Annotated in this window: 18 protein-coding genes; 10 read left to right on the forward strand and 8 right to left on the reverse strand. The window is 71.6% G+C overall.

Translation table 11 applies throughout. From position 1 onward, the window contains the following. The first annotated feature begins 368 nt into the window (after positions 1-368). The 5 genes from RGI145_RS05955 (at position 369) to RGI145_RS05975 (ending at position 5,971) form a co-directional block, all read left to right on the forward strand. Positions 369-1,238 carry a transporter substrate-binding domain-containing protein gene (locus RGI145_RS05955; RefSeq protein WP_075797637.1) on the forward strand — a complete coding sequence of 290 codons (870 nt, stop codon included), beginning with the start codon at positions 369-371 and terminating at the stop codon, positions 1,236-1,238. 177 nt (positions 1,239-1,415) lie between these two features. Further along, positions 1,416-2,078 (forward strand): amino acid ABC transporter permease, encoded by a 663-nt coding sequence (locus RGI145_RS05960; protein ID WP_075797638.1) that lies wholly within the window; start codon positions 1,416-1,418, stop codon positions 2,076-2,078. Between the two features lie 10 nt (positions 2,079-2,088). After that, positions 2,089-2,907, forward strand: coding sequence for an amino acid ABC transporter ATP-binding protein (locus RGI145_RS05965; RefSeq protein ID WP_075797639.1), 819 nt, complete (start codon positions 2,089-2,091; stop codon positions 2,905-2,907). A gap of 12 nt (positions 2,908-2,919) precedes the next feature. Then, the gene (locus RGI145_RS05970) at positions 2,920-4,041 is read left to right on the forward strand and encodes an enolase C-terminal domain-like protein (RefSeq protein WP_075797640.1); all 1,122 of its coding nucleotides are present in this window, start codon (positions 2,920-2,922) and stop codon (positions 4,039-4,041) included. 235 nt (positions 4,042-4,276) lie between these two features. Further along, positions 4,277-5,971, forward strand: a complete 1,695-nt coding sequence (locus RGI145_RS05975) for an ATP-binding protein (RefSeq protein WP_237183222.1) — start codon at positions 4,277-4,279, stop codon at positions 5,969-5,971. 13 nt (positions 5,972-5,984) lie between these two features. Here RGI145_RS05975 and RGI145_RS05980 read toward each other — a convergent pair whose 3' ends face one another. From RGI145_RS05980 to acnA, 3 genes are all read right to left on the reverse strand, one after another. Next, complete coding sequence (locus RGI145_RS05980) at positions 5,985-6,782, reverse strand: metallophosphoesterase family protein (RefSeq protein ID WP_075797641.1); 798 nt, start codon at positions 6,780-6,782, stop codon at positions 5,985-5,987. Next, complete coding sequence (locus RGI145_RS05985) at positions 6,779-7,747, reverse strand: diacylglycerol/lipid kinase family protein (RefSeq protein WP_075797642.1); 969 nt, start codon at positions 7,745-7,747, stop codon at positions 6,779-6,781. Before RGI145_RS05985 ends, RGI145_RS05980 begins: the two co-directional genes overlap by 4 nt. A 118-nt stretch (positions 7,748-7,865) precedes the next feature. Further along, positions 7,866-10,562: an aconitate hydratase AcnA gene (gene acnA, locus RGI145_RS05990; RefSeq protein WP_075797643.1), complete on the reverse strand. Its 2,697-nt coding sequence runs from the start codon at positions 10,560-10,562 to the stop codon at positions 7,866-7,868. 150 nt (positions 10,563-10,712) lie between these two features. On the opposite strand from acnA, the gene ccmA reads away from it, so the two are divergent. The 5 genes from ccmA (at position 10,713) to RGI145_RS06015 (ending at position 15,930) form a co-directional block, all read left to right on the forward strand. Continuing rightward, positions 10,713-11,258 (forward strand): heme ABC exporter ATP-binding protein CcmA, encoded by a 546-nt coding sequence (gene ccmA, locus RGI145_RS05995; RefSeq protein ID WP_237183223.1) that lies wholly within the window; start codon positions 10,713-10,715, stop codon positions 11,256-11,258. Between the two features lie 28 nt (positions 11,259-11,286). Further along, on the forward strand, positions 11,287-11,946 hold the full coding sequence (gene ccmB, locus RGI145_RS06000; protein ID WP_075797644.1) for a heme exporter protein CcmB: 660 nt from the start codon (positions 11,287-11,289) through the stop codon (positions 11,944-11,946). Between the two features lie 88 nt (positions 11,947-12,034). Beyond that, positions 12,035-12,451 (forward strand): hypothetical protein, encoded by a 417-nt coding sequence (locus tag RGI145_RS06005; RefSeq protein ID WP_075797645.1) that lies wholly within the window; start codon positions 12,035-12,037, stop codon positions 12,449-12,451. A gap of 11 nt (positions 12,452-12,462) precedes the next feature. After that, positions 12,463-13,605: an alginate lyase family protein gene (locus RGI145_RS06010; protein WP_075797646.1), complete on the forward strand. Its 1,143-nt coding sequence runs from the start codon at positions 12,463-12,465 to the stop codon at positions 13,603-13,605. Positions 13,606-13,743: 138 nt separating this feature from the next. Next, positions 13,744-15,930, forward strand: coding sequence for a TonB-dependent siderophore receptor (locus tag RGI145_RS06015; RefSeq protein WP_237183224.1), 2,187 nt, complete (start codon positions 13,744-13,746; stop codon positions 15,928-15,930). Between the two features lie 36 nt (positions 15,931-15,966). Here RGI145_RS06015 and RGI145_RS06020 read toward each other — a convergent pair whose 3' ends face one another. From RGI145_RS06020 to tsaD, 5 genes are all read right to left on the reverse strand, one after another. Further along, entirely contained in the window at positions 15,967-17,106 is a 1,140-nt protein-coding gene (locus RGI145_RS06020; protein ID WP_075797647.1) for an ABC transporter substrate-binding protein, read from the reverse strand. An 86-nt stretch (positions 17,107-17,192) separates the two neighbouring features. Further along, a complete protein-coding gene (locus tag RGI145_RS06025) occupies positions 17,193-18,173 on the reverse strand; it encodes an NAD(P)H-dependent glycerol-3-phosphate dehydrogenase (protein ID WP_075797648.1) in 981 nt (326 codons plus the stop codon). Beyond that, positions 18,166-19,005, reverse strand: coding sequence for a 23S rRNA (adenine(2030)-N(6))-methyltransferase RlmJ (locus RGI145_RS06030; protein WP_075797649.1), 840 nt, complete (start codon positions 19,003-19,005; stop codon positions 18,166-18,168). The genes RGI145_RS06025 and RGI145_RS06030 overlap by 8 nt, the downstream gene beginning before the upstream one ends. Next, complete coding sequence (locus tag RGI145_RS06035) at positions 19,002-20,114, reverse strand: class I SAM-dependent methyltransferase (RefSeq protein WP_075797650.1); 1,113 nt, start codon at positions 20,112-20,114, stop codon at positions 19,002-19,004. Before RGI145_RS06035 ends, RGI145_RS06030 begins: the two co-directional genes overlap by 4 nt. Continuing rightward, positions 20,114-21,163: a tRNA (adenosine(37)-N6)-threonylcarbamoyltransferase complex transferase subunit TsaD gene (gene tsaD / locus RGI145_RS06040; protein ID WP_075799879.1), complete on the reverse strand. Its 1,050-nt coding sequence runs from the start codon at positions 21,161-21,163 to the stop codon at positions 20,114-20,116. The genes RGI145_RS06035 and tsaD overlap by 1 nt, the downstream gene beginning before the upstream one ends. Positions 21,164-21,276 lie beyond the last annotated feature (113 nt).

Here is a 21,276-nt window from a genome sequence, read left to right on the forward strand (position 1 = left end):
TCCGGGCGGAGTGTGTGGCAATGGCCGAGGCGCTTGGCAACCGTCACCGGGCCGGAGAATGCGCCCCACGCCCCGCCATGACGCGATTCCGTGCCCCGGGACCACCTTCCGGCGGTATCGGGGTGCTCGCCGGCGACCGCGCCGGGCATTTCAGGCGGAACCGGTCCTGATCTGGCCCGGATGCTGCTAGGGGGTGCATCCATCTCCCCGGATCGGCCCCACTGGCCGGGGGCCGGGCCCGGATGTCCCCTTCCGGCCCGCATTCGTCGCGCGGACGGTCTGGCGGCGGCCGGGCCACGGGCGGATAACTGACGTTTGACTGGCGTTCGCCCTGGGGAGGGGCCGCCTTGGAAAGGGAAGTCTCGATCATGATCTCACGACGCCTGATGGCCAGGACCGGCGGCTTCGCGGCACTCGCGGCAGGGTCCGGACTCGGAGCCTCGCTGGGAATCCCTTCCGCCGCGGCGCAGACGCCCCCGGCCGAGAGCGGCGAGCCGACGCTGGACCGGATCAAGCGCACGAAGAAGCTGCGCTTCGGCGCCGTCGCGGGGGCCACGCCCTACTACGTGAAGGACCTCGCCACGGGGGAGTGGAAGGGGTTCTACATGGATCTCGGCCGTGCCCTGGCACAGGAGCTGGAGGTCGATCTGGATCTGCACGAGACCACCTGGGGCAATGCGGTGCTGGACCTGCAAAGCAACAAGCTCGACGTCTTCTTCGGCCTGAACCCGACGCCGCGCCGCGCCCTGGCGGTGGATTTCTCGGTGCCCTGCTTCAACAATGCCTTCTCCTTCATCACGAAGAAGGGCTTCACCTTCGAGACCTGGGAAGACCTGAACAAGCCCGAGATCCGCATCGCGGTGGACAGCGGCTCCTCCCAGGATGGTGCGGTCACCCGCCTTTGCCCGAAGGCCACCATCTCCCGCTTCAAGACCGCGGACGAGGCCACCATGGCGGTGCAGACCGGACGGGCCGACGCCCAGTGCATCGTGATCATCCTGGCCCTGACCGTGAAGAAGAAGGTTCCCAATCTCGGCGAGATCGTCACGCCGAAGCCGGTCTTCCTCACCACCTCCAATGCCGGCTTCCGGCGCGAGCCGGACAAGACCTGGCGCGACTTCGTCAATGTCTGGATCGACTACAACCGCGGCCTGGGCGTGGTGCGGCAGGCGATCGTGTCGAACATGAGGCTGGTCGGCGTCGAGGAATCCGATTTCCCGGCGGGCCTGACGCTCTGATCCCGCTTCGCTGCCGCCCCGCCGCCCGGGCCCCGCGCCCGGCCGGCGGTGGCGGCGTCCTGTCCCCGCCCGCCCCGCGCTGAGGGGCAGGGGCTTAAGGGGAAGGCCGGGCCGCGTCGCGTGGCCCGGCCATCCGCCCCGCCTTCCGGGCCGGGCGGGCGGCACGAGAGAGACCATATGTACGAGTGGGACTTCTACTTCATCTGGGGCTACCGCTGGCTCTTCCTGCAGGGGCTCGGCGTCACCATCGCCTTCACCGTCGGCATCGTGCTGATCGGGCTGGTGGTGGGGCTGGTGGCCGGGCTGGGGCGGCTCGCGCCCTATGCCATCGTCCGCTGGATCGCCCAGGCCTATATCGAGGTCTTCCGCTGCACCCCCGTGCTGGTGCAGCTCGTCTGGTTCTACTACGCCCTGCCCATCCTCTCTGGCATCGACATGTCGGCGACCTCGGCGGCGATGCTGGCGCTCTCGCTCTATGGCGGCGCCTTCTATGCCGAGATCATCCGTGGCGGCATCGTCTCGATCGACGCGGGACAGCGGGAAGCGGCGGAGGCGCTGGGCATGACGCCCGGCCAGTCCATGCGGCGCATCATCCTGCCGCAGGCCATCAAGCGCATGATCCCGCCGCTGATGAACCAGTCGATCATCCAGTTCAAGAACACCTCGCTGGTCTCGGTGCTGGCGGTGCCGGACCTGCTCTACCAGGGCCAGGCCATCGCGCACGACACCTACCGGCCGCTGGAGACCTACTCCCTTGTGGCGGTGATCTACTTCGCCGTGCTCTTCCCGCTCACCCTGCTGGTGCAATACCTGGAGCGCCGCATGGCGCGCAGCGACTGAGGAGGGCGTGATGAGCGCATCCCAACCCAAGATCGACGTCGCCGCGCTGCGCAAGAGCTTCGGCGACAACACCGTGCTGCGCGACATCAACTTCCGGGTGGAGCCCGGGCAGGTGGTGGCGCTGATCGGCCCCTCGGGCTCCGGCAAGTCCACCCTGCTGCGCTGCCTGAACCTGCTCGTCGTGCCGGATGGCGGGCGGGTGCGGATCGGCGGCCAGGGCTTCGACTTCGCCGCCGGACAGCGCCTGCCGGGGCGGCGGGAACTTGCCCGTTTCCGCGCCAATACCGGCATGGTCTTCCAGCAGTTCAACCTGTTTCCGCACCTGACGGCGCTGGAGAACGTCATGGAGGGCCCGGTCACGGTGCGCCGCATGGCGAAGCCGCAGGCCGAGGCGCTGGCGCAGCGGCTGCTCGCCCGGGTCGGGCTGGCGGACCGGGCGGGCTACTTTCCCTCCCGCCTCTCGGGCGGGCAGAAGCAGCGCGTGGCCATCGCCCGCGCCCTGGCCATGGAGCCGGAGGTGATGCTCTTCGACGAGGCGACCTCGGCGCTCGACCCCGAACTGGTGGGCGAGGTGCTGGGCGTGATGCAGAGCCTCGCCGCCGAGGGGATGACCATGGTGATCGTGACGCACGAGATCGCCTTCGCCCGCGAGGTCGCCGACCGCGTGGTCTTCATGCGCGACGGGGTGGTGGTGGAGGAGGGGCCGGCGCGGCAGGTGATCGACGCCCCCCGCGAAGCCGCCACGCGCACCTTCCTGTCGCATTTCCATCGCCAGGGAGGGCTGCCGGAAAGCCCCCCTCCGCAGCAGTTCCCCGGCGCCACGGCCTGAGAAGACAGAGACATGATCATCGACCGCATGCGGCTCTTCCTGGTGGAGAGCCCGATCAAGATGGCCCGCGCGCAAGGCGTGGGCTCGGTGAAGGGCAGCGTGAAGCGCGTGCTGATCGCCCTGTCCACCGCCGACGGGCTGACCGGCTGGGGCGAGGCCGCGCCCTGGGAGGTCTTCACCGGCACGCCGGAAGGCGCCTTCTCCGCCCTCGACACCTATCTGCGCGCGCATGTGGTCGGCCATCCGGCGCTGCGGCTGCGCGCGATGCTGGCGCGGATGGACCGCGCCCTGATCGGCCATACCGATGCCAAGGCGGGCGTCGAGATGGCGGTGCTGGACCTGCTGGGCAAGGCGAAGGGCCTCTCGGTCGCCGATCTGCTGGGCGGCCGGGTGCGCGACACGATCCCGCTCTCCTTCTCCATCGCCGATCCGGATTTCGAGGCCGACATGGCGCGGATGCGGGAGATGGTCCCGGCGGGGCACCGGCTGTTCAAGGTGAAGACCGGCGTGAAGCCGCACCGCGAGGACATGGCGCATCTGGAGGCGATCCGCGGCGCCTTCGGTGACGCGGTGGACCTGCGCCTCGACTACAACCAGGCGCTGGAGCCCTTCGCGGCGATGACGGTGCTGCGTGATGTGGACCGCTTCCGCCCCACCTTCATCGAGCAGCCGGTGCCGCGCCGGCACCTCGACGCCATGGCCGGCTTCGCCGCCGCGCTGGACACACCGGTGCTGGCGGATGAGAGCTGCTACGACGCGGTGGACCTGCTGGAGGTGGTGCGCCGCCGCGCGGCGGATGCCATCTCGGTGAAGCTGATGAAGTGCGGCGGCATGCTGAAGGCGCAGGCCATGATGGCCATCGCCGACACGGCTGGTCTGCCGGGCTATGGCGGCACGCTCTGGGAAGGCGGCATCGCGCTGGCCGCCGGCACGCAGATGATCGCGGCGACGCCCGGCATCTCGCTCGGCTGCGAGTTCTACATGCCGCACCACGTGCTGACCGAGGACGTGCTGGAGGAGCGCGTGCCCAACCGCGACGGCGCCGTGGTGGTGCCGGAGGGGCCGGGCCTGGGCATCCGGGTCAGCGAGGCCTCCGTCCGCAGCGGGGCGCGCATCCTGGCCGAGGCGGGATAGCACCGCGCGGCCGTCCCCGGGCAATTGGGCAGGGCCCCGTCGCGCGGCGGGGCCCTGTGCCATCATGGGCAGCGACAGGCGAATCTGTTACAAATCCAGTCCGAAATGACCATCCGCCGCGTCACCTGCCGCAAGGACCCGCCGGGACGGCCCGGCATTCCCGGCGACCATGGCCCGGGAAGGATCGCCGTCCCGGCGCGCCCGGATTCCGCCATCGGTCCCGGCGGAGCCGCCCTTGGCTGAGCACAACCCGGAAGAGGCCGGGCCGGTGCTGATCCTGGCCCCGACCGAGCGGGACGGGCTCGGGCTGTTCCGCCTCCTGGCCAGCGAGAGGATCGACGGCCGCCAGGTCGAATCCCTCCCGGCCCTGGCCGAGACCATCGGCGAGGCCACCGGCCTGGTGCTGGTGACGGACGAGCTGCTGTTCCATGCCGATCTCGGGCCGCTGACCGGCCGCCTCTCGCAGCAGCCGCCCTGGTCGGACCTGCCCTTCATCGTGCTGAGCCAGATGGGCACGCTGGCGCGGCGCCAGATGGACGAGATCCGGCTGGCCGACCGGCTCGGCAATGTCCTCTTCATCGAGAGGCCGCTGAACGCCGTCACGCTGCTCAGCGCGGTGAAGACCTCGTTGCGCGCCCGTTCCTGGCAGCGCCGCCTGCGCGGCCACATGGAGGCCGAGGCCGCCGCGGCGGAGCGCATGGCGGAACTGCTGGAGGAACGCGTGCGGCAGCGCACCGCCGCGCTGGAGGCGGCCGAGGCCGAGCGCCGCCGCATCGCCGCCGCCCTGGCCCAGGCGCAGAAGATGGAAGCGGTGGGCCAGCTCACCGGCGGCATCGCGCACGACTTCAACAACATGCTGACCGGCGTGCTCGGCAGCCTCGACCTGATGCAGGCGCGACTGGCGAAGGGGCGCTTCTCGGAGCTGGAGCGTTTCCTCGGCCTGGCGCGCGCCGGGGCGGAACGCGCCGCCGCGCTGACGCAGCGCCTCCTGGCCTTCTCCCGCCGCCAGGTCCTGATGCCGCAGCCTGTGGAGCTGCAGCGGCTCGTGGCCGGGATGGAGGGGCTGATCCGCTCCACGATCGGGCCGGAGATCGACATCGGGGTGACCACGCCGGCGGAATCCTGGCCCGTGCTCTGCGATCCGCACCAGATGGAGAACGCTCTGCTGAACCTCTGCATCAATGCGCGCGACGCCATGCCGGGCGGCGGCCGGCTGGCCATCGCCCTGGCCAACCTTCCCGCGTCCGGCGCCCCGGATGGCGCCCCGGATGGCGGCGGGGAGGACCAGGTCATGCTGTCGGTGAGCGACACCGGCAGCGGCATGGCGCCGGAGGTGATGCGGCGCGCCTTCGACCCCTTCTTCACCACCAAGCCGATCGGCCAGGGCACCGGGCTGGGCCTGTCGATGATCTACGGCTTCGTGCAGCAGTCCGGCGGCCAGGTCACCATCGAGAGCGCGCCGGGACAGGGCACCACGCTGCGCCTTTGCTTCCCACGTCACAGGGGGGCCGCCATCGCGGCACCCGAGGCCGGAAAGCCGCGAGCCGCCATCGCCGGCCTGGGCGGCACGGTGCTGGTGGTCGATGACGAGCCCTCGCTGCGCCTGCTGGCGGCCGAGGCGTTGCGGGAGCATGGCTGCACGGCGCTGGAGGCCGCGGATGCCGCCGCGGCCCTGGAGATCCTGCGCGGGGGGACGGCGATCGACCTGCTCGTCACCGATATCGGGATGCCCGGGGGCATGAACGGGCGCGACCTGGCCCTGGCGGCCCGAGAGCTGCGCGGCCGGCTGCGGGTGCTCTTCATCACCGGCTATCCCGAAGCGGCGCTGGAGGGCGTGGCCCTTTCCGGCCCGGACACGCAACTCCTGACCAAGCCCTTCACGATGGAGGTCCTGACCGGACGCATCCGCCACATGATGGCGCAGGGCTGAACGCGGCGGCGCGTCAGGTGGCGATCTCGGTCGCGCGGTTCAGCGCCAGCCTTTCCCAGCCCTGGCCGTTCCAGGCGCGCGGCTCGCAGGCGATGCCCTCGGGGCCGATGGTGAGGCGGTTATAGGTGTTCACCTCGTTGCGCAGCCTGACGGAGGTGGCGGAGCCGGCGCTGACGATCTGCAATCCGCTCCCTTCCGCCACGATGTTCTCGTATTGCGAGGTATAGGTGCGGTGCAGGTGGCCGCTGAGGACCAGCCGCACGCCCGCCCGGGAAAGGACGGCCAGGGCCTTGCGCGCCCGCCCGGCCAGCACCGTGTCCGGCGCCCAGGGCGGGGCCAGGAAGGGGTGATGCGCCACGATGATCCGCACCGCGCCGTCCGGCAGGGCGCGGAGCCGTTCCAGCAGCCGCGACAGGCCGGCCAGGTGCACCGTGCCGTCGGCCCAGTTCATCCGCAGGCCGCCGCGGCTGACGGTGTTCAGCCCCAGCACCGCGATCTCCTGGTCCACCCAGGCGGGCTCGATCTCCTCCTGGATGAAGCGCCGCCAGCGGGCATAGGGATTGGTGAAGCGCTCCCAGGGGTCGTAGTAGGGGATGTCGTGGTTGCCCGGCACGGCGATCCAGGGCGCCTTCAGCGCGCGCAGGAACTCCGCCGCGGCGGCGTATTCGCCGCGCCGCGCGCGCATGGTGAGATCGCCCGAGATCGCCACCAGATCCGCCGGCGCGGCATTCAGCTCGTCCAGCAACCCGGCCACCACCGCCTCGTCCACCCGGCCGAAATGCAGGTCGGAGATATGGTCGATCCGCCTCATGCCGGCTGGGTCTCGCTCTGCGCCGCCACGTCCGCCTCCGTCACGGGGGCGAGGGAGAGCACGCGCAGGGCCCGGGGCTGGATGTGGAAGCGCAAAGGGGGCGTCAGCATCTGGATCTCCCCGTCGGTGGAGACGCGCAGGCTGGGGCGGCTCGATTCGATGGTCAGGGCGGGGGTGAGGAAATGGTCCACCTCCTCGGTGCGCCGCCACAGGCCGAGACCCATGGCCGCCAGCATCACCAGCGACCAGAACAGGCCGAAGCGCTTCGGGCGGTGCACGGCCAGCACCCCGCTGTCGAGCCTCGGGCGGTGGAAGAAGCTGCCCAGCGCCTCCTCATAGGGATTGTTGACCACGGACAGCGCGCGGGCCCGGACATGCCGGCGGATCGTCGGCCCGCCCGCCCGCTCGGACCAGACGAGGTTCAGGCTCAGGGGCGGGCGGCCGAAGGCGCGCAGGGTGCCGAGGATGGTGCGCATCCGCGCGGCGATGCCGGGCGTGCGGCGGTTCGCCTGCCGCAGCCGCGCGAAGCGGTTCGGCAGCCCCAGCACGGCCTGACAGGTGAAGATCTCGCCGTTCACCTCGCCGATATCGATCCGCCGCGCCTCGGCACCGGCGAGCGCCTGAGCGGCTTCCAGCGGATCGAGCGGCATGCCGAGGTCGCGGGCAAGGATGTTGAGCGTGCCGAGCGGCAGGATGCCGAGGGCGATCCCCGTGCCGGCCAGCCTGCCGGCGGCGCCCCGCACCGTGCCGTCGCCACCGCCCACGATCACCAGCGCCGCCGGCAGGCTCCGCGTCGCGGCGATGGCGGCATCGAGCCGGCCCTCCATGTCGGAGGCGGCATCCTCGGCGATGATGTGGAGGTCGAAACCGGACTCGCGCAGGGCGTCTTCGATCTGTCCGGGCAGTTCCGGCCGGCCTGCGAGCGTTCCGGCGCGGTTGTTCATCACGAGTACGGCACGCGTCATCCCGGTTCCCCTGCCTGTCCCAGCGCGGGCAGCCGAGGCGGCAACGCGGCCCCGGGCGGGATGGTTGCCCATCCCGCCCGCAGCGGCCGGGGGGTATGGCCCCCCGGCGTATGCGGCGTCAGGCCGCCTGCGCCATGGAGCGCAGCACGTAGTGCAGGATGCCGCCCTGGCGGTAGTACTCGACCTCGTCGGCCGTATCGACGCGGCAGAGCAGGGTGGTGCGGTGCTCGGTGCCGTCGGGGCGGTGGATCACCAGCGTCACGTCCATGCGGGGCTTGATCTCCTCCAGCCCCAGGATGTCGATGGTCTCCTCGCCGGTCAGGCCCAGGGTCTCCCGGCTCTCGCCGTTCTTGAACATCAGCGGCAGCACGCCCATGCCCACGAGGTTCGAGCGGTGGATGCGCTCGAAGCTCTCGGTGATCACCGCCTTCACGCCCAGCAGGAAGGTGCCCTTCGCCGCCCAGTCGCGGGAGGAGCCGGTGCCGTATTCCTTGCCGCCGAAGATCACCAGCGGCACGCCCTCGCTCTTGTAGCGCATGGCCGCGTCGTAGATCGGCAGCACGTCGCCGGAGGGCAGGTGCTTGGTGATGCCGCCCTCGATGCCCGGCACCATCTCGTTCTTGATGCGGATATTGGCGAAGGTGCCCCGCATCATGACCTCGTGGTTGCCGCGGCGGGCGCCATAGCTGTTGAAGTCCGCCTGCCGGACCTGGTGCTCCAGCAGGTACTCGCCGGCGGGCGAGGCCTTCTTGATGGAGCCGGCTGGAGAGATGTGGTCGGTGGTGATCGAGTCACCCAGCTTGGCCAGGATGCGCGCACCCTCGATCCCGCCGCGCGCCTCGGGCTCCATCGTCATGCCCTCGAAATAGGGCGGGTTCTGCACATAGGTCGAGCCGGAGTTCCAGCGGTAGGTCTCGCTGTCCGCGTCGATCTTGATCGCCTGCCACTGCGCCGTGCCCTCGAAGACATGGGCATAGCGCTCCTGGAACATCTCGCGGGTCAGGGACTGGGCGACGATCTCGTTGATCTCCGCCTGGGTCGGCCAGATGTCCTTCAGGAAGACGTCCTTGCCGCTCTTGTCCTGCGCGATCGGCTCCTTGGTGATGTCCTTGGTGATCGTGCCGGCCAGGGCATAGGCGACCACGAGCGGCGGGGAGGCGAGGTAGTTCGCTCGCACGTTCGGGTGGATGCGGCCCTCGAAGTTGCGGTTGCCGGACAGCACCGAGACCGCCACCAGCTTGTTGGCCTCGATCGCATCGACGATGTCGTCGCTGATCGGGCCGGAATTGCCGATGCAGGTGGTGCAGCCATAGCCCACGGTCTGGAAGCCGATGGCGTCCAGGTCCTCCTGCAGGTTGGCGCGGTTCAGGTAGTCGGTCACCACCTGGGAGCCAGGGGCCAGCGAGGTCTTCACCCAGGGCTTCGGCTGCAGGCCCAGCGCCCGCGCCTTGCGGGCCACGAGGCCGGCGGCGACCAGCACATAGGGGTTGGAGGTGTTGGTGCAGGAGGTGATGGCCGCGATCACCACGTCGCCATGGGCGATGTCATGGTTCGCGTTGGCCACGCCGTGGCGCTTCGTGACGTCGGCGTTCGGGCTGCCGGACAGGCCCGGCAGCTCGCGCAGGAAGGCCGGGGCGGCGTCGCTCAGCAGCACGCGGTCCTGCGGGCGCTTCGGACCGGCGATGGAGGGCTGCACCGTGGAAAGGTCCAGCTCCAGCGTGTCGGTGAAGACCGGGTCCGGCGTGCTGGTCTCGCGCCACATGCCCTGGGCCTTGGCGTACTGCTCCACCAGCTTGATGCGGCTCTCCTCGCGGCCCGACAGGCGCAGGTAGTCGAGCGTCACGCTGTCCACCGGGAAGAAGCCGCAGGTCGCGCCGTATTCCGGGGCCATGTTGCCGATGGTGGCGCGGTCGGCCAGCGGAAGCTGGTCCAGGCCCTGGCCGAAGAACTCGACGAACTTGCCGACCACGCCCTTCTTGCGCAGCATCTGCGTGACCGTCAGCACCAGGTCGGTGGCGGTGACGCCCTCGCGCAGCCTGCCGGTCAGGCGGAAGCCGATCACGTCGGGGATCAGCATGGCGATCGGCTGGCCGAGCATGGCGGCCTCGGCCTCGATGCCGCCGACGCCCCAGCCCAGCACGCCCAGGCCGTTCACCATGGTGGTGTGGCTGTCCGTGCCGTAGCAGCTGTCCGGATAGGCATAGGCGATGCCGGCCTCGGAGCGGGTCCAGACGACCTGCGCCAGATGCTCCAGGTTCACCTGATGGCAGATGCCCGAGCCCGGCGGCACCACGCGGAAGTTGTCGAAGGCGGCCTGGCCCCAGCGCAGGAACTCATAGCGCTCGCCGTTGCGCTCGTACTCGATGTCCACGTTCTTCTGGAGCGCGTCGGCGCGGCCGGCGACATCGACCATCACCGAGTGGTCGATCACCAGGTCCACCGGCACCAGCGGGTTCACGCGGCGCGGCTCGCCGCCCAGCTTCAGGATGCCGTCGCGCATGGCGGCGAGATCGACCACGGCGGGAACGCCGGTGAAGTCCTGCATCAGGATGCGCGTCGGGCGGAAGGGCACCTCGCGCTCGCTATGCGCGTTCTCCAGCCAGCCGGTGAAGGCCTTCGCGTCCTCGACCGTGTAGGCGCGGCCGTCCTCGAAGCGCAGGACGTTCTCCAGCAGCACCTTCAGGCTGTTGGGGAGGCGGGAGAAATCCGTGCCCAGCGCCTTCCCGGCTTCGGGCAGGCTGAAGTAAGTGTATTCCTTGCCATCCACGGAGAGAGTGCGGCTGGTCTTCAGACTGTCCTGCCCGATCATTCGCATGGCGCGTAAAACCCCTGCTAGACGTTGGTGACGTTTAACCGGCTTGAAGCATGGCGGCCGGTGCGGGTCCAGGGGGACCACAGAAGCAGTCATAAGGTGGGGACCGTGCTGACGGCGGAAAAGCTGCATTTGCGCCGTGGGGGCCATGACGTGGTCGCCGATTTGGACTTCACTGTGAGTCCTGGCGAAGCGATAGTAATTCTCGGTCGCAACGGCGCCGGCAAGTCCTCGCTTCTTCGGGCCCTGGCCGGGCTGCTGCGTCCCGCCGGGGGGCTGGTCGCCTGGAATGGCGCCGACATCGCCGCCGACCCCGCCGCCCATGCCCGCCGCCTGCGCTGGGTCGGGCATCTCGATGCCGCCAAGCCCTCCCTCTCCGTGCGGGAGAACCTGGAGTTCCTGGCGCGGCTCCTGGGTGGGTCGGTGCAGGCGGCGCTGGATGCCCTGGCGCTGAACGCCATCGCCGAACAGCCGGCCCGCGCCCTGTCCTCCGGCCAGAAGCGCCGCCTCGCCCTGGCGCGGCTGGCGCTCTCGCCCGTCCCGCTCTGGCTGCTGGACGAGCCGACGGTGGGGCTGGACACCGCCTCCGTCGCGCGGCTCGGCCCGCTCCTGGCCCGGCACAGGGCGGGCGGCGGCATGGTGCTGGCCGCGACGCATCTGCCGCTGCCCCTGCCGGACATGCGGGAGATCACGCTGTGAGGCGCCGCCCGATCACGGGGGCTGCGCGGTGAGGCCCTGGCTCGCCGTCCTGTCCCGGGAACTGCGGCTCGCGGTCCGCCATCCAGGCGATGCATTGGCCGCAATGCTGTTCTTCCTCGTGGTCTGCTCTCTCTTCCCCTTCGGCGTGGGCCCGAGTCCGGAGGCCCTGGCGCGCCTCGCGCCCGGCGCGCTGGTGGCGGCCGGGCTGCTGGCCGCGCTGCTGCCGCTGGACCGGCTCTTCGGCGCGGAGGCCGAGGACGGGTCGCTCGACCTGCTGCTCCTCTCCGGCCTCTCGCCGGCCGCCCTGGCGCTGGCCAAGGCCACCGGCCACTGGCTGACCACCGGCCTGCCGTTGGTGGCGGCCGTGCCGCTGGCCGGCGCCATGCTGAACCTCGATCCCGCGGCCTGGCCCACCGCCTGCGCCGCCCTGGCCCTGGCCGGGGTGGTGCTGTCGCTGCTCGGCACGCTCGGCGCGGCGCTCACCCTGGGCGCGCGGCGCGGCGCGGCGCTGCTGCCCGTGCTGGTGCTGCCCCTGTCCGTGCCGGTGGCCATCTTCGCCGCCGCCGCCATCGAGGCCGCCACCGCCGGCCTGTCGCCGCGTCCCTACCTCCTGCTGCTGGCCGCCCTGGCCGCGCTGGCCACGCCCCTGGCGCCCCTGGCGGCCGGGTCGGCCCTGCGGGGCGATTGACGCCGGCCTCACCGCACAGGAGAGCGATGAGTCCCTTGAATCCCGCCGCCAGCCGGTTCATTCGGAAGACCAAGGAGAAACCACGGTCATGCCGACCTTCAAGGGCAAGCCGCCCGGCGCCGGCGCCGGCGAGATTTCCCGGCGCACCGCCGCCCTGCGCCCATCGATCGCACTGGAGCCGAAGCAGCGGGACAAGGCGCGCCAGCTCCGCCGCCAGGGCCATGAGCCCGAACAGATCGCCAAGGCGCTGAACGTGCCGCTGGAGGAGGTCGAGAAGGCGCTGGTGCAGATGCGCATGCCGCGCCCCGAGACCACGCGCGGCACGCTGAACGTCACGCTGGACGCGCATCGCCTCGTGATGAGGGAGCGCAAGGGTGACGAGCCCGTCTGGGTCACCATGGACCGGCTGCTGGGCGAACTGCTGCGCCTGCGGGCGGACCGGGACCGGCCGAAGCGGCTGAAGGAGAGCCAGGCCGCGCTGCCGCTGTTCAACAGCGAGGCGTGAGGGCGCCCGCCATGCCGCCGGACGGGACGAGGGCGGCCCCGGACCGGCGATCCCGGCGTCCCCGGGCCGGGCTGGCCCTGCTGCTGCTTCTGTCGGGGGGCGCTGCGGCGGCGGAGCCACTGCGGACGCCCTTCGTCCCGCTGCCGCCCGCGACGGGGCCGGCGGCGCAATGCCCGGCGCCCCCGGAGGCGATGCGCAGCATCGAGGGCGTGTCCTTCTACACCGACCCGGCCTTCTCCCGCCCCGATCCGGAGCGGCTGGCCGCCGATGCCGCCGTGCAAAAGCGGCTGGATGACTGGCTGGACGCGGTGCAGGCCGCCGTGGAGCAGGCCCGGAACGGGCAGGCGGGGGCGGCCGCCTGCGCCCTGTCCCTGCTCGACGACTGGGCCAAGTCCGGCGCCATGCTGGGCGCCGTGAACCAGCAGGGCGCCTATCACCGTGTCTGGGCCCTGGCCGGCGCCGGGCTCGCCTTCCTGCGGATCCGTGACGCGGCGGGGCTGGAGCCCGTCTCGATCGGGCGTGTCGGCCGCTGGATGCGCGAGGTCGCGACGGCCATCCAGCCCCGCTACGACCGGGAATCCCGGGCGCTGGTCAGCGATGTGCGCAACAACCACGCCGCCTGGGCCGGGCTCGCCGTGGCGGTGGCCGGCATCGCCAGCGACAGCCGGGCGCATTTCGACTGGGGCATGGCGCGCCTGCACGCGCAGCTCGCCCAGGTGACGGGGGAGGGGGCGCTGCCGCAGGAACTCGCGCGCGGCGCCCTGGCACTGCACTACCACCTCTTCGCGCTGGAACCGATCTCGGCGCTGGAACGCCTCGCCGCCGCCAACGGCGTGGCCCTGCCGTCCGGGGAGCAGGCATCGCTGGAGCGCCTGACCGGCTTCGTCCTGGCTGCCGCCAAGGACCCGTCGCGGATCGGGACGCTGGCGGGTGTGGTGCAGTCCGACCCCTGGCTGAAGGGCCGGTCGCCGCTTTCCGAAGCGGCGGGGCTGGAGATCCGTGCCCAGGCACGGCCCGATGCGGCGCTGGAGACCGCGCTCGCGCCGTTCCGCCCTTACCGTGCGCGCTGGCTCGGAGGAATGGTCACGGGGCGGTGGGCACCTGCTTTCCCGGCAGCGGAGGGAGAACCCGTTCCGACCCCGGAAAAGCCTTGAGCGGGCGCCCTCCCGGCCGCATGGCATGGGAGTGTGGCCGAAAGGACATGCGATGGAACATTCCGTTTGATGCACATTGAGATTGATAATCTCTCTGAATAAGAACCCCGGCTAAGAAAAATCCGCCGGAGACTGGAATTGACCACCGCACCGAAGCGTTCCGGCGCCCCGGGCATGGCAGGCCTCGCGCTGCTGGCCGTACCGCTGGCCCTGACTCCCCGGGCCGTCATGGCCCAGGACGGCACGGTGCAACTGCCGGAGGTCCAGGTGCAGGGACAGCGGCAGACCTCCACCGGGCCGGTGCAGGGCTATGTCGCCACGCAGAGCGCCTCCGCCACCAAGACCGACACGCCGCTGATCGAGACGCCGCAATCCGTCACCGTCGTCACGCGCGACCAGATGGACGACCGCGCCGTGCGCAACGTGGAGGAGGCGCTGGCCTACGTGCCCGGCCTCGCCACCGGCTTCTCGGGCAACGACACGCGCTTCGACAGCTTCCGCCTGCGCGGCTTCGACGCGCGGTCGAGCCAGTTCCTCGACGGGCTGCGCCTGCTGCGGCAGTTCGGCCCGACCTCGATGGAGCAGGAAGGGCTGGAGCGGATCGAGGTGATCCGCGGCCCCAACTCGGTGCTCTATGGCCAGACGCCGCCGGGCGGCATGATCAACATGATCAGCAAGCGCCCCACCGAGCGCCCCTTCGGCGAGGTGAACCTGCAGGCCGGTTCCTATGACCGCTACCAGGGCAGCTTCGACCTGGGCGGGCCGCTGACCCAGGACGGGCAGTTCCTCTACCGGCTGACCGGGCTGGTGCGGCAGAGCGGCACCCAGGTCGATCATGTCGATGACGACCGCTACTTCATCGCCCCGGCCATCACCTGGCGGCCCAGCGCGGACACGACGCTGACCCTGCTCGGGCGCTTCCAGTACGACCAGGGCGGCTCGCCCATCGGCCTGCCGGCCGTGGGCACGCTGCTGCCGAACCGCAACGGGACGATCAAGCGCAACTGGTTCGCGGGCGAGCCGGGCTTCAACAACTCCGACATCACCACCACCAGCATCGGCTGGAACTTCGAGCACCGCTTCGACGATGTCTGGAGCGTGCGGCAGAACGCCCGCTACATGCACAACCGCGTGGCCTACGAGACCATGTATGTCAGCGGCCTCTCGGCGGACCAGCGCCGCCTGACGCGCGGCAGCCTGCTGCAGCGGGAAAGCTCCGACACGGTCAACCTCGACAACAGCGTCGAGGCGCGCTTCGATACCGGGGCGCTGCGGCACACGGTCCTCGCGGGCTATGACTTCCGGCAGTACTGGGGCCACTACCAGGCCAATTTCGGCCAGACCGGCACCGTCCCGTCGCTCGACATCTTCACCCGCAACTACGGCGCGGCGGTCCCCGACCCGCGCCTCGGCACGGGCGCGAAGACCGACCGCAACGACGATTACGGCCAGCACGGCATCTATCTGCAGGACCAGGTCCGGCTCGACCGGCTGCTGATCACCGGCGGGCTGCGGCAGGACTGGTCCACCACCAGCCAGACCTCGCGCCGCAACGGGGTGCGCACGCGCTCCGACGACGATGCGCTGACCGGGCGCATCGCGGTGATGTACCTCTTCGACGTCGGCCTCTCGCCCTATGCGAGCTACACCACCTCCTTCGACCCCGTGATCGGTGCCACCGCGGCCCAGCGCGGCGCCACGCCGTTCAAGCCGACGGAGGGCGAGCAGTACGAACTCGGCGTGAAGTACCAGCCGCCGGGCCGCAACAGCTTCGTCACCGCGGCGGTGTTCGAGCTGACGCAGACCAACGTCACCACCCGCGACCCGGTCTATACCTCCTCCCAGATCCAGACGGGCGAGGTGCGCTCGCGCGGCGTGGAGCTGGAGGCCGTGGCGAGCCTGGCGGAAGGGCTCGACCTCACCGCCTCCTACACCTACCTCGATGCCGAGATCACCAAGAGCAACACGCTGATCACCGGCACGACGCGCACCACCAAGGGCAACCGCCCGGGGCTGGTGCCGGCGCATACGGCCAATCTCTGGATGAAGTACCGCTTCGACCGGGATTCGAAGCTGGCCGGCCTCGGGCTGGGCGGCGGCGTGCGCTACATCGGCAACCTCTATGGCGAGGATGCCAACCAGTACCTCTCGCCCTCGGTGACGCTGTTCGACGCCTCGGTGAGCTACGACCTCGGCCAGTACCGGCTGTCGGTGAACGCGAGCAACCTCTTCGACAAGGAGTACGTCTCCTCCTGCACCGGCACCTACTACTGCTACTGGGGCAATGGCCGCACGGTGATCGGCAACGTCTCCTACCGCTGGTGAAGCGCAGGCCGGGGCACCCCCAGGTCCCCCGGCCGCCTATCCGGGGCCGACCCAGTAGGTCCCTTCGAAGGGCACGGCGGCGAAGCGGCGGTTGATTTCCGCCAGCGTCGCCGCCGGGTCGAGATCCGCGAAGAGGTCCGGCCGCAGCCAGCGCGCCATCGCCTCCAGCGCGGCGATGCCGACCGGGCTGCCGAAGACCGGGTTCCACAACCCATAGACGCGCCTGTCCCGCGTGGCGGGCAGGGCCACGAGTTCCGGCGAGGCCATCAGCGCCTCCAGCGAGGCCCTGGCCTCGGCCAGCGTGACGCCCGTGCCGACGCGCAGGCCCTGCTGGTCCTCGTCATGGCGGTTGCCGGTGTTCACCACGATCTCCGGCGCCACGGCGAGGAGCTGCTCCAGGTTGATCTCGCCGCCGCGCGGGCCGGGCAGCATGCCCTCGGACAGGTTCCGCACGCCCACCAGCGAAAGCATCTGCCCCGTGCCGTCATTCCCGGCCACCCAGCAGCAGGGCCGCCGCCCGGCGAAGGCGTTCATGATCACCCCCGGCCTCGGGCCGGCATGGGCGGCGACACGCTCGCGGATGCGCGCCAGCCGCTCCTCCTGGAAGCCGATCACCGCCTCGGCCCGTTCCTCGCAGCCCAGCGCCCGGCCCAGCAGGCGGATGCTCGGGATGCCGTTGCTGAGCGGCCGCTGGAAGTTGTCGATGAAGATCACCGGAATGCCGGCGGAGGCGAGGTGCTCGACATTCTGCCGCGTCTCGGCCGAGCCGAGCTGCCAGGTGCTCAGGATCACCAGCTCCGGCCGCAGCGCCAGCACCCGCTCCACCGAAAGGCCCTGACCCACCGCGCTGGTGAGCTCCGGCACCTGGTTCATCGCCGGGAAGCGCTGGCGGAAGGCCCGGTCGCTGCCCTGGTCGTGCTGCTTCAGGTCGCCGCCCATGCCGACCAGCAGGGAGACGGGGTCGGGCAGCAGCACCGACAGGGTCAGGAGCTGGAAGTTCTCGGCCAGCAGGATCGCCCGGGGCTGCCGCGGGAGCGTGACCTCGCGCCCCGCCAGATCCGTGACACGGCGCGGCCATCCGCCATCCGCTGCCTGGGCGCGCACCGGCGGAGCGAGCCAGGGCAGCAGCGGCAGCAATGGCAGCGCGAGGCGGAGGCGGGAGGAAATGCGGGCCAAGGGCGGGGCCTCCTGGAAGCGAGAACCGCTCGCAATAAGGGGCGCCCGGCCCACGGCACAAGGCACCCGCCATCATTCTCCCGGCGCTACTCGCTCCGGCGCGGCCGCTCCATCAGCCGCCCGACCGCCTGGGCCACGTCGAGCCGCCCCGCCAGCACGGCGGCGACGGTGGCGCTGACCGGCATCTCCACCCCGGCCGCCGCGGCGCGGGCGAGCAGGGCGGGCGCGGTGGCCGCCCCCTCCGCGACTCCCCGGCTGTCCGCCAGCGCCTCGGCCGGGCTCAGGCCGCGCCCCAGCGCATGGCCCAGCGCGAAGTTCCGGCTGCTCGGCCCGGTGCAGGTCAGCAGCAGGTCCCCCAGGCCGGAAAGCCCGGCGGCGGTCTCGGCCCGCCCGCCCAGCGCCACCACGAGGCGCGCGATCTCGGCCAGGGTGCGCGTGACCAGGGCGGCGCGGGCATTCTCGCCCAGCCCGGCGCCCATGGCGGCCCCGGCGGCGATGGCCGCGACATTCTTGGCGGCGCCGCAGATCTGCACGCCGAGCACGTCCTCGCCCTCGTAGAGGCGGAAGGCCGGCGTGGCGAGGCGGGCGCAGGCGGCGGCGCGCAGCACCGGATCGGTGCTGGCCAGCACGGCGGCGGCGGGCAGGCCGGCCGCCACCTCATGCGCGAAATTCGGCCCGGAGAGCACGGCGGCGGGCAGGCCCGGCCGCAGCTCGGCCAGCACCTCCAGCGGCAGCAACAGCGAGCTGCTCTCCACCCCCTTGGCCACCGCCACCACCGGCGGCAGTTCCGGCATGGCGGCGACGGCGGCGCGCAGCGGCTGCATCGGCACGGCCAGCACGGCGAGGCTCGCCCCCTCCAGCGCCTCGGCGGCATCGGCGGTCACGCGCAGCCCCTCCAGCACCGCATCCGGCAGGCGCGGGTTCCGGTGCGTCCCGCGCATCGCCGCCGCCTTCTCCGGGTCGCGCGCCCAGAGCGTCACCCGGTTGCCCGCCCGTGCCGCCTGGATCGCCAGCGCCGTGCCCCAGGCCCCGGCGCCAAGGACGGCGAGCCTGTTCGCCTCACTCATCGGTCAGCCTCGTCACGGCGCAGCCCTGGCCCGGCTCGCCCTGGCCCAGGCGTTCCAGCAGCGCGCGCAGGATGTCGCCGGTCACGGCCTCGAAACTCCCCTCCGGCACCCAGGGGCCGTTGCTGACCACCAGCCCGCAGCCGTTGAGCCGCGTCGGGTCGGTGGGCTCGCGCAGCCAGAGCTCGCAGGCCAGCAGATCCCGCACCCCGGAGGCGCGGAGCCGGTCGTGGAAGTCGCGCACCGGGGCGCGGTGCTTCACCGGATACCAGGCCGCCTGGATGCAGCCCCGGAAGCGCCCCGAGACGGCGGCGATCGTGTCGGCGAGGCGGTCGAACTCGCCCTCCTGCTCGAAGGGCGGGTCCATCAGCAGCAGCCCGCGCTTCTCCGGAAAGGGGGTGAGGGCGGTCGCGGCCTCCCAGCCGTCGCGCGCATGCACCGCCACGCGCCGGTCGCGGCCGATCCGGGCCCGCAGCTCCTCCTGGTCCTCGGGATGCAGCTCGCAGAGCACCAGCCGGTCGCCCTCCCGCAGCATCGCCTGGCTCAGCGCCGGGCTGCCGGGATAGAGCGGCGGCCAGCCGAACTCCCGCACGGCCGAGAGCCAGGGGGCGAGCGGACCCTCCGCGATCCCCTCCAGCCGCCCGATCCCGGCCCGCCATTCCCCGGTGCGCTCGGCCCTCTCCTCCCGCAGGTCGTAGGCGCCGATCCCGGCATGGGTGTCGAGCACGCGGAAAGGCGCCGGCTTGCGCCGCAGGGCGGCGAGGATGTGGTGCTGCAGGGCATGCTTCACGCAGTCGGCGAAGTTCCCGGCATGGTAGGCGTGGCGGTAGTTCACGGCATTCCCTGGCCGCGCGAGGCGGCGAGATCATAAAGCGGATGGCGGAACAGCGATTCCGAGGCGCGGTTGTAGCTGATCGCGGGGCACCGCCAGCCCGGCGGCGCGGCACCGAAGCGCGCCAGGATCAGCCCGTCGCCGGAGAAGCCCTCGCCCACATCGTGCTCCACCTCGATGACGCCGCCCAGCGCCCGGACCGCCTCGACGCAGCGCTGGTGCGTCAGCGGGTCGCCGCTGATGAGGTGGTGATGGGTGGACAGGAACAGCCAGTCCACGCGCCCGTCGCGCAGCAGCGGCGCCGCCTGCTCCAGCATGGTGAACTCGGCGCCCTGCGCGTCGCAATGCAGGATGGTGAGCCGGTCAAGGCCCCGCGCGGCCATCAGCCCGGCCACGTCATGGCAGGCGAGGTCCAGGGTTCCCGATTCCTCCGTGGGGAAAGGCAGGGTCTCGCCCGGCCGGTCGCCGAGGAAGCCCTGCACGATCTCCGCCGCGACGCCGTTCAGCGCGAGATTGGCGCGCCCGACCTCGATGTGCCGCGGATCGGGCTCCAGCAGCACCGCGCGCCGGCCCGGCGCCGCGAGCAGGAACCAGATGGAGTAGAAGGCCCAGTATCCGCCAAGCTCCAGCATCGTGCCGCCCGGCGGCAGGCAGCGGAGAAGCTCGTGGAACAGCCGCTCCTCCTGCGGCTCGTGATGGCCATGGCAACGCTCGATCAGCTCGGTCATCCAGGCGCCGCAATAGCCATCCGCCAGGACCCGTATGCCGTTGTGCATGATCTGGACGCGGCGGCCATCCGCCATCCTGCCGACGCGCCCGGCATCCGGCACGCGGGGCATGGGCTCCGCATCGCGGCATCGCATGCCCATGGCGATGCGATGGGCATTGCTGACCGAGGGCAGAACCTGCGTTTCCAGCCGCCTCGGGTCCAGGAGCTCCGGCGCGGCGGGCAGCAGCAGCGGCGGCAGGGTGGGTTCGAGCGCCAGGCCGGCGGCGCCACGGCCGATCCCGTTCCGGCCGATCCTGTCCCTTTGGGCGGCGGGAAGACCGGTTCGCGGCCCGCTCGGGTCAGGCGCGGCCGCCGTGCCGCGGGAAGGCCGGAAGGGCCACATCAGGATATCCCCTCCCCGGCGGGAGAAAGCTCCGCCAGCGGCCAGCGCGGCCGTGGCGCGTGGTCCACCGGATCGGTGAGGCCGGCGCGCAGCCGCTCGATCCCGGCCCAGGCCACCATCACCGCATTGTCCGTGCAGAGCCGGATGGGCGGGGCGATCAGCGGCAGCCCGGCCCGTTCCGCCACGCCGCGCAGCGCCTCGCGCACCCCGCCATTGGCGGCGACGCCGCCGGACACCACCAGCGCCGTGGCGCCGCGCATCATGCCGAGGGCGTTGCGCGCCCGGTCGGCCATCACGGCGGAAACGCTGGCCTGGAAGGCGGCGGCGATGTCCGCCTTTCCGGCTTCGTCGGCGAGTTTGCCCACCGCCTGGGCCACGGCGGTCTTGAGGCCGGAGAAGGAGAAGTCGCAGCCCGGCCGCCCCAGCATCGGGCGGGGCAGGGGGATGCGCTTCGGGTCGCCCGACGCCGCCAGCCGTTCCAGATGCGGCCCGCCGGGCCAGGGCAGGCCAAGCAGCTTGGCCGACTTGTCGAAGGCTTCGCCCACCGCGTCGTCCAGCGTCGAGCCGAGGCGGCGGTAGCGGCCCAGCCCCTCCACCGCCACGCACTGGCAATGCCCGCCGGACAGCAGCAGCAGCAGGTAGGGAAAAGCCGGCGCCTCGGGCAGCAATCCGGGAAGGCGCGGCGTCAGCGCATGCGCCTCCAGATGGTTCACCGCCACGAAGGGCAGGCCATGCGCCAGGGCCAGGCCCTTGCCGAAGCTGGCACCGACGATCAGCCCGCCGATCAGCCCGGGCCCCGAGGTGGCGGCGATGCCGCCCAGCGCCGCCGGCGCGATCCCGGCCTGCTCGAAGACCCGGGCGGCGAGGCGCGGCATGTGGTGCAGATGCGCCCGCGCCGCGACCTCCGGCACCACGCCGCCGAAGCGCGCATGCTCCGCCACCTGGCTCAGCAGCGCCTCGGCCAGCACGCGCCCATCGGGGGCCAGCAGAGCCGCCGCCGTCTCGTCGCAACTGCTTTCCAGGCCGAGCACGGGCCCCTTGAGTTCCATCATCCCAATCCTCTCGGCCCATTCCTCGCAGCCGGTGCGCGCCTCACCCACCCTGCCCGGTCCCGGGGGCCCGGCCCGCGAGAGGACGTGGGACATTCTGTCCCAGTCACACC

The sequence above is a fragment of the Roseomonas gilardii genome (assembly GCF_001941945.1).
GTDB lineage: Bacteria > Pseudomonadota > Alphaproteobacteria > Acetobacterales > Acetobacteraceae > Roseomonas.